Annotated in this window: 16 protein-coding genes; 3 read left to right on the plus strand and 13 right to left on the minus strand. The window is 69.0% G+C overall.

What is annotated here, in order from left to right:
- Positions 1-873 (plus strand): metal ABC transporter permease, encoded by an 873-nt coding sequence (locus tag EV683_RS08645; protein ID WP_197457486.1) that lies wholly within the window; start codon positions 1-3, stop codon positions 871-873.
- A gap of 134 nt (positions 874-1,007) precedes the next feature.
- Positions 1,008-1,901 (plus strand): metal ABC transporter substrate-binding protein, encoded by an 894-nt coding sequence (locus tag EV683_RS08650; RefSeq protein WP_131862514.1) that lies wholly within the window; start codon positions 1,008-1,010, stop codon positions 1,899-1,901.
- Positions 1,902-1,960: 59 nt separating this feature from the next.
- Here EV683_RS08650 and cydX read toward each other — a convergent pair whose 3' ends face one another.
- The 6 genes from cydX to EV683_RS08680 all read right to left on the minus strand — a co-directional run bounded on the left by cydX (position 1,961) and on the right by EV683_RS08680 (position 6,415).
- On the minus strand, positions 1,961-2,101 hold the full coding sequence (cydX, locus tag EV683_RS08655; RefSeq protein ID WP_066614548.1) for a cytochrome bd-I oxidase subunit CydX: 141 nt from the start codon (positions 2,099-2,101) through the stop codon (positions 1,961-1,963).
- Between the two features lie 10 nt (positions 2,102-2,111).
- Entirely contained in the window at positions 2,112-3,242 is a 1,131-nt protein-coding gene (gene cydB / locus EV683_RS08660) for a cytochrome d ubiquinol oxidase subunit II (RefSeq protein WP_131862515.1), read from the minus strand.
- Positions 3,235-4,809, minus strand: a complete 1,575-nt coding sequence (locus EV683_RS08665) for a cytochrome ubiquinol oxidase subunit I (protein WP_066614543.1) — start codon at positions 4,807-4,809, stop codon at positions 3,235-3,237. The genes cydB and EV683_RS08665 overlap by 8 nt, the downstream gene beginning before the upstream one ends.
- A complete protein-coding gene (cydP, locus tag EV683_RS08670; RefSeq protein ID WP_066614541.1) occupies positions 4,793-5,020 on the minus strand; it encodes a cytochrome oxidase putative small subunit CydP in 228 nt (75 codons plus the stop codon). The genes EV683_RS08665 and cydP overlap by 17 nt, the downstream gene beginning before the upstream one ends.
- Before the next feature lie 3 nt (positions 5,021-5,023).
- The gene (locus EV683_RS08675; protein WP_066614540.1) at positions 5,024-5,581 is read right to left on the minus strand and encodes a GbsR/MarR family transcriptional regulator; all 558 of its coding nucleotides are present in this window, start codon (positions 5,579-5,581) and stop codon (positions 5,024-5,026) included.
- 156 nt (positions 5,582-5,737) lie between these two features.
- Complete coding sequence (locus tag EV683_RS08680; RefSeq protein ID WP_066614538.1) at positions 5,738-6,415, minus strand: sulfite exporter TauE/SafE family protein; 678 nt, start codon at positions 6,413-6,415, stop codon at positions 5,738-5,740.
- 251 nt (positions 6,416-6,666) lie between these two features.
- Between EV683_RS08680 and EV683_RS08685 the strand changes: the two genes are divergently transcribed.
- Positions 6,667-7,461 carry an enoyl-CoA hydratase gene (locus EV683_RS08685; RefSeq protein WP_066614804.1) on the plus strand — a complete coding sequence of 265 codons (795 nt, stop codon included), beginning with the start codon at positions 6,667-6,669 and terminating at the stop codon, positions 7,459-7,461.
- Positions 7,462-7,566: 105 nt separating this feature from the next.
- Here the strand turns inward: EV683_RS08685 and EV683_RS08690 are convergent, their stop codons facing one another.
- The 7 genes from EV683_RS08690 to EV683_RS08720 all read right to left on the minus strand — a co-directional run bounded on the left by EV683_RS08690 (position 7,567) and on the right by EV683_RS08720 (position 11,744).
- Positions 7,567-8,322 (minus strand): peptidylprolyl isomerase, encoded by a 756-nt coding sequence (locus tag EV683_RS08690; protein ID WP_066614536.1) that lies wholly within the window; start codon positions 8,320-8,322, stop codon positions 7,567-7,569.
- An 18-nt stretch (positions 8,323-8,340) separates the two neighbouring features.
- Positions 8,341-9,129, minus strand: a complete 789-nt coding sequence (locus tag EV683_RS08695; protein WP_066614531.1) for a peptidylprolyl isomerase — start codon at positions 9,127-9,129, stop codon at positions 8,341-8,343.
- Positions 9,130-9,152: 23 nt separating this feature from the next.
- Positions 9,153-9,416, minus strand: coding sequence for a BolA family protein (locus tag EV683_RS08700; protein WP_066614530.1), 264 nt, complete (start codon positions 9,414-9,416; stop codon positions 9,153-9,155).
- Positions 9,413-9,715: a YciI family protein gene (locus tag EV683_RS08705; RefSeq protein ID WP_131862516.1), complete on the minus strand. Its 303-nt coding sequence runs from the start codon at positions 9,713-9,715 to the stop codon at positions 9,413-9,415. Before EV683_RS08705 ends, EV683_RS08700 begins: the two co-directional genes overlap by 4 nt.
- Complete coding sequence (locus tag EV683_RS08710) at positions 9,716-10,249, minus strand: septation protein A (RefSeq protein WP_131862517.1); 534 nt, start codon at positions 10,247-10,249, stop codon at positions 9,716-9,718. It lies immediately after the preceding gene.
- A 110-nt stretch (positions 10,250-10,359) separates the two neighbouring features.
- Positions 10,360-11,313 (minus strand): SPFH domain-containing protein, encoded by a 954-nt coding sequence (locus tag EV683_RS08715; RefSeq protein WP_131862518.1) that lies wholly within the window; start codon positions 11,311-11,313, stop codon positions 10,360-10,362.
- Positions 11,310-11,744 carry an NfeD family protein gene (locus EV683_RS08720; protein WP_131862519.1) on the minus strand — a complete coding sequence of 145 codons (435 nt, stop codon included), beginning with the start codon at positions 11,742-11,744 and terminating at the stop codon, positions 11,310-11,312. Before EV683_RS08720 ends, EV683_RS08715 begins: the two co-directional genes overlap by 4 nt.
- Between the last annotated feature and the right edge of the window lie 49 nt (positions 11,745-11,793).

Raw genomic sequence — 11,793 nt, forward strand, 5'->3', positions numbered from 1 at the left:
CTGCACCTTTACGATTTGCTGGTCGCGCCGTTCGCCGAGTTCGGCTTCATGCGCCGCGCGCTCGCCGGCTGCCTGGCGCTGGCGCTCGGCAGCGGGCCGGTCGGCCTGATGCTGGTGATGCGCCGCATGAGCCTGATGGGCGACGCGATGAGCCACGCGGTGCTGCCCGGCGCGGCGATCGGCTTCCTCGTCGCCGGACTCAGCTTGCCGGCGATGAGCGTCGGCGGCTTCGTCGCCGGCGTGCTGGTCGCGCTCTTGGCGGGGCTGGCGACGCGCTTCACCGGCGTCAAGGAGGACGCGAGCTTCGCGGCCTTCTTTTTGATGTCGCTGGCGCTCGGCGTGCTGATCGTGTCGAAGTCCGGCAGCAACGTCGACCTGATGCACATCCTGTTCGGCTCGGTGCTGGCGGTCGACTCGGCGGCGCTGGTGTTGATCGCGTCGGTCGCGTCGCTGACGCTGACGACGCTGGCGCTGATCTACCGGCCGCTGATGCTCGAGAGCCTCGATCCGGTGTTCATGCGCGCGGTCGGCGCCAAAGGCGGGCTGTGGCATCTGCTGTTCCTGATGCTGGTCGTGCTGAATCTGGTCGCCGGCTTCCAGGCGCTGGGTACCTTGATGGCGGTCGGGCTGATGATGCTGCCGGCGATCACCTCGCGGCTGTGGGCGCACTCGGTCGGCGGCATGATGCTGACCTCGGTCGGCGTCGCGTTCGCGTCGGGTCTCGGCGGCCTGCTGTTGTCCTACCATTTCGAGCTGCCGTCCGGGCCGGCGATCATCCTCTTGGCCGGCGTCGCCTACCTGTTCTCGCTGTTGTTTGCGCCGGTCGGCGGCGCCTTGCCGCGCTACATCCGCTCGCGCCACTTCGAGCAATAGCCATCTCTCCTGCCGCCGTGCCGGGGGAGGGCGCCGCCGCCCCCCTCTCTATGACCGCAAGGTTGGCCGAACCCACGAGGCTCGGCCAACCCTGGGCTCCGCTTTGCCTTTTTCTTGAATAAGGAGACCGCAGCATGAAAAAAACCCTGTTGGCGTTCGCGCTGTCCGCCGCGTCCTTGTCGGCCTTCGCCGCCAAGCTGCCGGTGGTCGCCAGCTTTTCCATCGTCGCCGACATGACGCGCGAGGTCGGCGGCGAGCGCGTCGACGTGGTGTCGCTGGTCGGCCCGGACCAGGACGCGCACGTCTACCAGCCGAGCCCGGCCGACGTGAAGCGCGTCGCCGCCGCCCGCGTGTTCGTCGCCAACGGCCTCGGTTTCGAGGGCTGGATGGCGCGGCTGACGCGCTCGGCCGGCTTCAAGGGCGTGACCGTCGAGGCGGCGAGCGGCGTCAAGACCATCCGCGAGGCCGGGCACGAGGGGCACGGCCACGGTCACGACCACGGCGACGTCAACCCGCACGCCTGGCACGACCTCGCCGCCGCGCAGCGCTACGTCGCCAACATCGAGGCGGCGCTCGCCAAGGCCGACCCGGCCGGGCGCGACTACTACCGCGCCCGCGCCGGCGCGTACACGGTCAGGCTCAAGGAGCTGGACGCGTGGGCGCTCAAGCGTTTCGCGGCGATCCCGGCGGCGCGCCGCAAGGTGCTGACCAGCCACGACGCCTTTCCCTACCTCGGCCAACGTTACGGCATCCGCTTCATCGCGCCGCAGGGCGTGAGCACCGAGACCGAGGCCTCGGCCAAGAGCGTCGCGCAGATCGTGCGCCAGGTGAAGAAGGAGAAGGTCGGCGCGGTGTTCGTCGAGAACATGGCCGACAAGAAGCTGCTCGAGCAGCTGTCGCGCGAGGCCGGCGTCAAGGTGGTCGGCAAGCTGTACGCCGACGCGCTGTCGGCGCCGACCGGCCCGGCGCCGAGTTTTGCCGCGCTGTTCCGCCACAACGCCGAGACGCTGCTGGCCGCGCTGCAGTGAGCGCCGTCCGGTCAAGCAAAAAGCCGCCCGAGGGGCGGCTTTTTTGCGGTGCGACCGGCTCAGCGGTGCGCCTCGAAGCGGCGGCGCGTCTCGTCCTCGTCGCGCGCGCCGAAGGCGTACTGGCTCTCGAGCCACAACACGTTGATGATGCCGAGGCTCAAGGCGAGGCCGAGGCCGAGGATCCAGGCGAAGTACCACATGGCGGGCTCCTTAATAGCTGTGGGTGTCGGCGTCGAGGCGCTCGGGCGTCACCGGGCCGCGCATCACGCGGTACACCCAGCGGGTGTAGACGAGGATGATCGGCAGGAAGACGGCGACCACGCCGAGCATGAGCGCCAGCGTCTTGTGGCTGGAGGTCGCGTCCCAGACCGTCAGGCTGGACGCCGCGTCGAGCGACGACGGCAGCACGAAGGGGAACAGCGCGACGCCCGCGGTCAGGATGATCGCCGCGACGCCGGCGGCGCTGGCCGTCAGCGCGAGCCTCGGCCGACGTCCGTGCGCCAGGAGGCCCGCCAGCAGCGGCAGCGCGACGCCGAGCGCCGGCACCGCCCACAGCGTCGGGTGCGCGCGGAAGTTGCCGAGCCAGTCGGCGGTCGGGACGACGGTCTTGGCCAGCGGCGACAGCGCGGCGCCGACGTCGCCGATCGCGGCGACGGTCAGCCCCTCGCGTTGCGCGATCCAGACGCCGCCGAGCGCGAACAGCGCGGCGGTCGCCACGCTCGCGGCCAGCGCGGCGCGGCGCGCGCGCGATTGCAGCGCGCCCTGCGTCTTGGTCGCGAGGAAGGCGGCGCCGTGGCCGGTCAGCATCGCGACGGCGACGACGCCGCAGTACAGCGAGAACGGGTTGAGCAGGTCGACGAAGCGGCCGGCGTAGCCCACCCGCATCTGCTCGTCGAAGGCGAACGGCAGGCCGACGAACAGGTTGCCGACCGCGACGCCGAAGATCAGCGCCGGCAGCACCGAACCGGCGCACAGCGCCCAGTCCCAGCCGCCGCGCCAGCGCGGGTCGGCCAGCTTGCTGCGGTAGTCGAAGCCGACCGGCCGCAGGAACAGGCCGAACAGCACCAGCATCAGCGCGCCGTACAGTACCGAGAAGGCGGCGGCGTAGACCAGCGGCCAGGCGGCGAAGAGCGCGCCGCCGGCGGTCACCAGCCATACCTGGTTACCTTCCCAGGTCGGGCCGACCGCGTTGATGACGAGGCGGCGCTCGGTGTCGTCGCGGCCGATGAAGGGCAAGAGGATGGCCGCGCCGATGTCGAAGCCGTCGAGCACGGCGAAGCCGATCAGGAGGGCGACGATCAGCGCCCACCAGGCGAGTTTCAGGGTGTCGTAGTCAGGCATGGCGCGTCTCCGTCGCCGGGGTTTCGCCGTGGTAGCGGCCGGTGGCGAGGCTGGCCGGGCCGAGGCGGATGTACTTGAGCATCAGGAACATCTCGATCGCGAACAAGAGCGTGTAGATGCCGACGAGGCCGATCAGGCTGAACTGCAGTTGGCCGACGTCGAGCGCCGACGCCGACAGCCGCGTCGGCAGCACGCCCGAGATCGTCCACGGCTGGCGGCCGTACTCGGCGACGAACCAGCCGGCCTCGATCGCGATCCACGGCAAGGGGATCGCGAACACCGCCAGCCGCAGCAGCCAGCGCTGCGGCGCGAGGTTGCGGCGCACCAGGAACCACAGCGACGCGGCGAAGATGAACAGGAACAAGAGGCCGAGGCCGACCATCAGCCGGAAGCTCCAGAACAGCGGCGCGACCTGCGGGATGGTGTCGGCGGCGGCGGCCCGGATCTGCGCCGGCGTCGCGTCGGTGACGTTGGCGGTGTACTTCTTCAGCAGCAGCGCGAAGCCGAGGTCGGCCTTGTGCGCGTCGAACTGCGCGCGCAGCGCCGGCGTGTCTTCGCCGGCCTTGATGCGCACGAGCGCGTCGTAGGCGGGGATGCCGCCCGCGATACGCGCCTCGTGTTCCTTCTTCAGATCCTTGATGCCGGTGACCGGCGTGTCGAGCGAGCGGGTGCCGATCAGGCCCAAGAGGTAGGGAATCTTCACCGCGTAATCGGTGCGCTCGGCCGCCTGGTCGGGCAGGCCGAACAGCGTCAGCGCCGCCGGCGCCGGGTGGGTGTCCCACTCGGCCTCGATCGCGGCGAGCTTGACCTTCTGCACCTCGCCGGTGGTGTAGCCGGACTCGTCGCCGAGCACGATCACCGACAGCACCGACGCCATGCCGAAGCCGGCGGCGACCGCGAACGAGCGCAGCGCGAAGCCGGTGTCGCGCGCCTTCAACAGGTACCAGCTCGATACGCCGAGCACGAACATCGCCGCGGCGACGTAGCCGGCGGCCACCGTGTGGACGAACTTGACCTGCGCGACCGGGTTGAAGAACACCGCGCTCATGCTGGTGAGCTCCATGCGCATCGTGTCGAGGTTGAATTCGGCGCCGACCGGGTTCTGCATCCAGCCGTTGGCGACCAGGATCCACAGCGCCGACAGGTTCGAGCCGAGCGCGACCAGGAAGGTCACCAGCAGGTGTGCGCGCTTCGACAGCCGGTCCCAGCCGAAGAAGAACAGGCCGACGAAGGTCGACTCGAGGAAGAAGGCCATCAGCCCCTCGATCGCCAGCGGCACGCCGAAGATGTCGCCGACGTAGTGCGAGTAGTAGGCCCAGTTGGTGCCGAACTGGAATTCGAGCGTCAGGCCGGTGGTGACGCCCATCGCGAAGTTGATGCCGAACAGCTTACCCCAGAAGCGGGTCATGTCCTTGTAGATGGTCTTGCCGGTCATCACGTAGACCGATTCGCAGATCACGAGGATCCACGACAGGCCGAGCGTCAGCGGCACGAACAGGAAGTGGAACATCGCCGTCAGCCCGAACTGCAGGCGCGACAGTTCCACCACGTCAGCGGCGGGTAGCATGCTTGTCTCCGGTGGGGTGGGAAATCGGGGCGGAAGGTTGGCCGAGCAGTTGCTGCGACACGGCGGGTTCGGGCACGGTCATGTGGCGGGCGATCGGCTGCGCGAACCACAGCGACCACGCCCCCCACAGCAAGGCGGCCTTGAGCGCCAGCACCAGCACAATCTCCAGCCACAAGGGCAGGCCGGTCTTGAGAAGGGCGGGGCGGCGCATCGCTCAGTCCTTGCCGTCCTTGCCCGGGCGCAGGAAGCTGGCGAACTCCAGCACCTTTTGCACCCGCGCGCCCAAGCGCATCAGGTTTTCCAGCGTGTCCGGCGATAGCCGCTGCACCTCGTCGAACCAGCCGGTCGCCAGCTCGATCAGCTGGTGCATCTCGCGCATGCGCTGCTGCGCGTGGCGTTCGGCCTCGTCGAGCGGCGTTTCCATCAACGCGTCGCGCAGCAGCGTCAGCGTCGGCTCGATCTCGCGTTTGCGTTTTTCCTCGGCCAAGGTGCGGAAGATTTCCCACACATCCTTTGGCGTCTCGAAGTAGTCGCGCCGGTCGCCGGCCTGGTGGATCAGCTTCACCAGCCGCCACGACTGCAGTTCTTTCAGCCCCATGCTGACGTTGGAACGCGAGATGCCGAGCGCGTCGACGATCTGGTCGGCGTTCATCGGCTCGGGCGACAAAAAGAGCACGGCGTAGATTTGGCCGACGGTGCGGTTCACGCCCCAGCGGCTGCCCATTTCGCCGAAATGGAGCACGAAGCGTTCGTTGAGCGGGGAGAGGTTCATGGCTTATCGAATTTTCAGAAATTTCTGAAATATTAAAAGACAATTTGATCCGGCGCAATGCGGCGGGACGCCGCAGCGTGCCGGCGAGGCTCGAAACGCAACAAGCCTGGCCGAGGGCTCGGCCAGGCTTGCGGAGAGGGCGTGGGGGGGAAGGCGTCAGCCGGCGTGCGCGAGCAGCGCCCCAAGCAATCCGGCGACGCCGAGCGCGAGCACCGACAGGCCGGCGACGAGGCGCACCGCGCGTCGCTGCAGCAGCGTCTTGAGCCGTTCGGCGAAGGCGCCCATCAGCAACAGGTTGGGCAGCGTACCGAGCCCGAAGGCCAGCATCAGCCCGGCGCCCTTAGCCGCGCTGCCGGAGGCGAGCGCCGACAGGCTGGCGCTGTAGACGAGGCCGCAAGGCATCCAGCCCCACAGCGCGCCGACCGCCAGCGCCTGCGACAGCCGCCGCACCGGCAGGAAGCGCGCGATGAACGGTTGCACGCGGCGCCAGACGGGCCGGCCCAGCGTCTCGAAGCGCGTCACCAGCGCCGACAGGCCGGCCAGATAGAGCCCGAGCGCGACCAGCATCAGCTGCGCGGCGACGAACAGTCCCCAGCGCAGCGGCGCGAAGTCGGCCATCGACAGCCCGCCCTGCGCGAGCGCGCCGAGCAAGGCGCCGACCAGCGCGTAGCTGCCGACGCGGCCGAGGTTGTAGGCGAGCATCAGCGGCCAGCGCGCGCGGCTGGCCGGCAGGCCGAACGACAACGCACCGACGATGCCGCCGCACATGCCGACGCAATGGCCGCCGCCCAGAAGGCCGACGACGAACAGCGCCAGCCAGTTGACTTCCAGCATCGGAGCGATCCGGGAAAGGAAAACGCCATTTTAGCGAAAAGCCCGCGCCCCGGGCCGGGCCGGGCCGGGCCGGTTAGACCGCCAAATTAAAAAGAATTCCTGAAAAGTGAATTCAAACGATAAAAAAGCTGGAAGTTGTACAAGGGCTATTCCATAAAAAAGAAAAACGCGTCTGTCCTGCCTGGGCCGGCGCGACCGGGGTGGGGAGGCATGTCGCCGGCCCGTCGAACAACGCCCGGATGGAGGGCATCATGGCCAAGCAACTGACTGTGGAACGATTGGGTACCTGCGCCATCCTGACCCATGTCCATCCGCCTGCGAACCAGTGGACCATCGAAGGTCTGCACGAGTTGAGGGACGCGCTGGCCGAGCTGTCGGACGACGCCGACATCCGGGCCGTGGTGCTCACCGGGGAGGGGGAGCAGTTCTTCTCGGCCGGCGCCGATCTCAAGGCCTTCCGGCGTGGCGACAAGGCCGAGGCGGCCTCGCTCGCCGACGCCTTCGCCGCCGCCTTCGGCCGGCTGCGAGCCTTCCCGGGCGTCACCGTCGCCGCGATCAACGGCTACGCGCTCGGCGGCGGCCTCGAGTGCGCGCTGGCCTGCGACTTCATGGTCGCCGAGCGCGGCGCGCGGCTCGGCCTGCCGGAAACCCGCGTCGGCCTCGTGCCTTGCGCCGGCGGTACCAAGACGCTGACCGACAAGGTCGGCCAGGCCTGGGCCAAGCGCATCATCCTCGGCGGCGAGCTGGTCGAGGCGGAGGAGGCGCGCCGCATCGGTCTGGTCGAGGAGGTGGTCGACGCCGGCCTGGCCAAGATCACCGCGATCAGCCTCGCCAACCGGGTCGGCATGCAGGCGCCCGAGGCGGTCGCCGTCGCGCGCGCGCTGATCGCGCAGGGGCCGGGCTCGACGCTGGACGGGCAGCTCGCGCGCGAGCGCGAGGCGCTGCTTGGCCTGGTCGGTCGGCCCGAGCAGGTCGAGGGCGTGAACGCCTTCCTCGACAAGCGCCGTCCGGCCTGGCTGGTCGAGGCCGACGACGAGGAGGAGTGACGGCGACGGACGGCGCCGCAGGGACACACACGAGGCCACGCCAGAAGGCCGACAAGAAAAAACCCGCGACACGGATCGCGGGTTTTCCTTTGGGGGCGGGCAGCCTTACTTGGCTTGCGCCTTGATGCCGTCGATGAACTTGTCGACCTTGGCGCCCATCACGCGCTGCTCGAGCTGCGCGCGGATCGCGTCCAGCGGCGGCGCGCTCTCGGTCTTGACGTCGTCGAGCTTGATCACGTGCCAGCCGAACTCGGTCTTCACCGGCTTGGCGGTCACCTGACCCTTGGACAGGCGGGTCAGCGCCTCGGCGAACGGCGGAACGAAGTTCTCGGCGTCGGCCCAGCCGAGGTCGCCGCCGTTGGCCTTGCTACCCGGGTCGAGCGACTTTTCCTTGGCCAGCGCGGCGAAGGGCTTGCCCTTCTTGAGCGCGTCGAGCACCGCGATCGCCTCGGCCTCGGTCTTCACCAGGATGTGGCGGGCGTGATAGCTCTTCTTCTCCGGCATTTCGGCCTTGAGCTTGGCGTAGGCGTCGCGCAGCTCGGCCTCGCCGACCGGGTTGCTCCTCTGGAAGTCGCGGATCAGCCGGTTCGCCAGGCTCATCGACTGCATGTTTTCCAGTTCGGCGCGGTAGTCCGGCGTCTTGTCGAGGCCTTTCTTCACGGCGGCCTGGCTCAGTAGGTCGGCGGTGGCGAGCTGTTCGCGCACCATTTCGCGCGTCTGCGCGGTCACCGGTTGGCCCTGGGCCTCGAGCGTGCGGATCACGGCGTCGACGCGCGCCTGCGAGACAGGGGCGGGGGCGGCGGCGACCAGCTGGCCGGCGAAGGCCGCGAGCAGGGCGGTGGTGACGAGGGTTTTACGCATGGTTGCGGGTCCTTGTTCTTATTGGATCTTGGCTTTGGCGCGCAGGCCGTCGATGACCTTGGCGATTTCGCGCTGCTGCAGGTCGCGCGAGATCTGCGCCTTGACGTCGTCGAAGGCCGGCGCCTTGCCGTTGCGGATGTCCTCGACCTTGAAGACGTGGTAGCCCATGCCGGAGCGCAGCGGCTTGTCGCCGATCTGGCCCTTGCCGATGGTCTTGAGTGCCTCGGCCAACGGCGGCTCCATCAGGCCGAGGTTGCCCCAGCCCATGTCGCCGCCGTTCTGCTTGGCGCCCGGCTGGATCGACTTGGCACGGGCGGCGGCCTCGAAGCTGCCGCCCTTCTTCAGGTCGGCGATCAGCTTGTTCGCGTCGGCCTCGCTGGCGACGACGATCTGGCGGACTTTCATCTCCTTGTTGCCGTTCAGGCGGGCGGCGAACTGGTCGTAGGCGGCCTTGACCTGGGCGTCGCCCACCGGGCTCTGCTTGGCGATGTCGGCCAAGAGCGCCTCTTGCAGCAGCTCCTCGCGCACGCGCTCGAGACGCTCGGTGAACTGCGGCGTCTTGTCGAGGCCGCGGCGCTTGGCTTCCTGCAGCGCCAGTTCGCGGCCGATCAGACGGTCCTTGATTTCCTCGCGCAGCGCCGGCGTGTCCTGCATCTTGCCGCCGCTGTTCTTGACCAGCTGGCTGACCGCGCGGTCGACTTCGCTCTTGTCGATGGCCGAGCCGTTGACGGTGGCGACCGGGGCGGCCAGAACCGGCAGGCTGAGGGCGGATACGGCCACGATGCTGGCCAGTCGGGAAAGTTTCATCGGGAAGTCCCCTTGGATCAGGTTCAGATTTCGTCCGGGCCGAGTGCCTGGATCGCGAGCGCATGGATGCGGGTCTGCATCAGCTCGCCGAGCGTCTGGTAGACGAGGCGGTGCCGCGCCACGCGGTTCAGTCCGGCGAAGCGGGCGCTGACGATGGTCAGGTTGTAGTGGCCGCCGTCGCGTGCGCCGGCGTGGCCGGCGTGCGCGGCGCTGTCGTCCTCGAGCGCGACGTGCTCGGGTTCGAGCGCGGCCAGCCGCTCGCGGATCAGCTCCAGCGTGCTGCTCATGCCGGGAAGACCTTGCGGAACGGCTTGACCTCGACGGCTTCGTAGACGCCGGCTGCCACGTAAGGGTCGGCGTCGGCCCAGGAGCGGGCCGCCTCGAGCGAGGCGAACTCGGCGACGATCAGGCTGCCGGTGAAGCCGGCCGGCCCCGGGTCGACCGCGTCGATCGCCGGGCAGGGGCCGGCGAGGATCAGCCGGCCCTCGTCCTGCAACGCGGTCAGGCGCGCCAGGTGGTCGGGGCGGGCGGCAAGGCGGGCGTCGAGCGAGCCTGCGCGGTCGCGGCCGATGATGGCGTACAGCATTTAATTCCTTTCCTCCAGGTATTTCGACAGATAGAAGCTCTGGCCGATGGCGAAGACCAGCATCAGGCCGATGCCGCCGAACAGCTTGAAGTTGACCCAGACCGCCTCGCTGAACGAGTAGGCGACCCACAGGTTGAGCGCGCCCATCAGCGCGAAGAAGCCCGTCCAGGCGCGGTTGAGCTGTCGCCACACGGCGTCGGGCAGCTCGACCTGCTTGCCCAGCAGCGCGCGGATGCCGTTCTTGCCGGACAGCTCGCCGACGACGAGGCCGGCGGCGATCAGCCAGTACAGCGCGGTCGGCTTCCACATGATGAAGTGCTTGTCGTGGAACAGGATGGTCGCGCCGCCCAGCGCCACGATCAGCGCGAGGCTGACCCACTGCATGGTTTCGACCTTGCGGTGGCGGAACCAGGCGTAGGCGGTGAACACGACCGAGGCGGCGATGGCGGCACCGGTGGCCAGGAACATGTCCCGCGTGGCCCAGTAGACCGCGAAGAACAGCAGGACGGGAAGGAAGTCGGCGAAGGCTTTCATCGGAAACGATTATGGGGGCAGGGTGGGCGGGGCACAAGCGTAGCCCGATTAAGAAGTGTGAGCCGCTTGTGACGGGCCGGGCCGCCGCGAAGTTCCCGGCCACGCCGCGCTCAGGCGCGCGCGTTCGCGTCGGCGCTGCGTACCACCTTGAGCGCGGTGGCGACCAGCCCGCCGACGTCGGCGACGTTGGCCGGCAGGATCAGCGTGTTGTTCTCGCGCGCCAGTTGGCCGAAGGCCGCGACGTACTGCTCGGCGACCTTGAAGTTGACCGCTTCGAGCCCGCCCTCGCTGCCGATCGCGCGTGCGACGCGCTCGATCGCGTCGCCGGTCGCAGCGGCCACCAGGCGCAGCGCCTCGGCCTCGCCCTGCGCCTTGTTGATCGCCGCCAGCTTCTCGCCCTGCGACAGGTTGATCGCGGCCTGCATCTCGCCCTCGGACTGCTGGATCGCCGCCTCGCGCGCGCCGGTCGCCAGGTTGATCTGCTCCTGCTTGCGGCCTTCCGACGCGGCGATCAGCGCGCGCTTCTCGCGCTCGGCGGTGATCTGCGCCTGCATCGCCTGCAGGATGTCCTGCGGCGGCACCAGGTCCTTGATCTCGTAGCGCAGCACCTTCACGCCCCAGTTGAACGCCGCCTCGTCGAGCGCGGTGACCACCGCGCGGTTGATCTCGTCGCGTTCCTCGAAGGTCTTGTCCAGCTCCATGCGGCCGATCACCGAGCGCAGCGTGGTCTGCGCCAGCTGGGTGATCGCCAGCACGTAGTCGCTCGAGCCGTAGGAGGCGCGCTGCGGGTCGGTGACTTGGAAATACAGGATGCCGTCGACCTTGAGCTGGGTGTTGTCGCGGGTGATGCAGACCTGGCTGGGCACGTCGAGCGGGATCTCGCGCAGATTGTGCCGGTAGGCGATGCGGTCGATGAAGGGAATGATCACGGTCAGCCCGGGCGTCAGCGTGTCGTGGTAGCGGCCGAGCCGCTCGCGCACGAAGGCGCTCTGCTGGGGGACGACCTTCACCGCGCGCCAGACGAAGACGACGACGGCGATAAACAGCACGAGGGCCAGGGTCATGGTGTGCTTCCTTGTGTGGGAGAGACGATTTTGAGCCGGTTGCCATCGCGGCCGGCGATCAGGCCGCGCGTACCGGCGGCGAGGTCGGCCGGCTCGAAGTCGGCCTGCCACTCGGCGCCGCGGTAGCGCACCGTGCCGTGGCCGTCGCGGTTGGCGACGATCTCGACCGGCTGGCCGAGGTCCGGGTCGTCGATCGCCGCGCGGCGCGCGCCGCGGCGGCGCTTGACGCGCCACAGCAGCGCGAGACCGGCGAGGCCGGCGATGCTGCCGGCCAGCAGCGCCGCGGCGGGCGGGCCGCCGAGCAGCTGAACCAGCCCGATGACGGCGAGTGCGCACGCCACCACCAGCAGGTAGAAGGAGCCGGTGAAGAACTCGGCGACCAGCGCCGCGATCGCCAGCAGCAGCCAGAAAGTCGGAGACAGCGGATTCATGCCGGACTTTTAGCATATTTGCATGGCGGTCCGCCAGCGCGGCGCAGCG

Source organism: Crenobacter luteus, assembly GCF_004345725.1.
GTDB lineage: Bacteria > Pseudomonadota > Gammaproteobacteria > Burkholderiales > Chromobacteriaceae > Crenobacter > Crenobacter luteus.

What these genes read in the sequence shown, in the direction of transcription:
- EV683_RS08650 (WP_131862514.1), top strand. Translation starts at nt 1,008, where the DNA reads ATGAAAAAAACCCTGTTGGCGTTCGCGCTGTCCGCCGCGTCCTTGTCG.
- cydX (WP_066614548.1), bottom strand. Translation starts at nt 2,101, where the DNA reads ATGTGGTACTTCGCCTGGATCCTCGGCCTCGGCCTCGCCTTGAGCCTC.
- cydB (WP_131862515.1), bottom strand. Translation starts at nt 3,242, where the DNA reads ATGCCTGACTACGACACCCTGAAACTCGCCTGGTGGGCGCTGATCGTC.
- EV683_RS08665 (WP_066614543.1), bottom strand. Translation starts at nt 4,809, where the DNA reads ATGCTACCCGCCGCTGACGTGGTGGAACTGTCGCGCCTGCAGTTCGGG.
- cydP (WP_066614541.1), bottom strand. Translation starts at nt 5,020, where the DNA reads ATGCGCCGCCCCGCCCTTCTCAAGACCGGCCTGCCCTTGTGGCTGGAG.
- EV683_RS08675 (WP_066614540.1), bottom strand. Translation starts at nt 5,581, where the DNA reads ATGAACCTCTCCCCGCTCAACGAACGCTTCGTGCTCCATTTCGGCGAA.
- EV683_RS08680 (WP_066614538.1), bottom strand. Translation starts at nt 6,415, where the DNA reads ATGCTGGAAGTCAACTGGCTGGCGCTGTTCGTCGTCGGCCTTCTGGGC.
- EV683_RS08685 (WP_066614804.1), top strand. Translation starts at nt 6,667, where the DNA reads ATGGCCAAGCAACTGACTGTGGAACGATTGGGTACCTGCGCCATCCTG.
- EV683_RS08690 (WP_066614536.1), bottom strand. Translation starts at nt 8,322, where the DNA reads ATGCGTAAAACCCTCGTCACCACCGCCCTGCTCGCGGCCTTCGCCGGC.
- EV683_RS08695 (WP_066614531.1), bottom strand. Translation starts at nt 9,129, where the DNA reads ATGAAACTTTCCCGACTGGCCAGCATCGTGGCCGTATCCGCCCTCAGC.
- EV683_RS08700 (WP_066614530.1), bottom strand. Translation starts at nt 9,416, where the DNA reads ATGAGCAGCACGCTGGAGCTGATCCGCGAGCGGCTGGCCGCGCTCGAA.
- EV683_RS08705 (WP_131862516.1), bottom strand. Translation starts at nt 9,715, where the DNA reads ATGCTGTACGCCATCATCGGCCGCGACCGCGCAGGCTCGCTCGACGCC.
- EV683_RS08710 (WP_131862517.1), bottom strand. Translation starts at nt 10,249, where the DNA reads ATGAAAGCCTTCGCCGACTTCCTTCCCGTCCTGCTGTTCTTCGCGGTC.
- EV683_RS08715 (WP_131862518.1), bottom strand. Translation starts at nt 11,313, where the DNA reads ATGACCCTGGCCCTCGTGCTGTTTATCGCCGTCGTCGTCTTCGTCTGG.
- EV683_RS08720 (WP_131862519.1), bottom strand. Translation starts at nt 11,744, where the DNA reads ATGAATCCGCTGTCTCCGACTTTCTGGCTGCTGCTGGCGATCGCGGCG.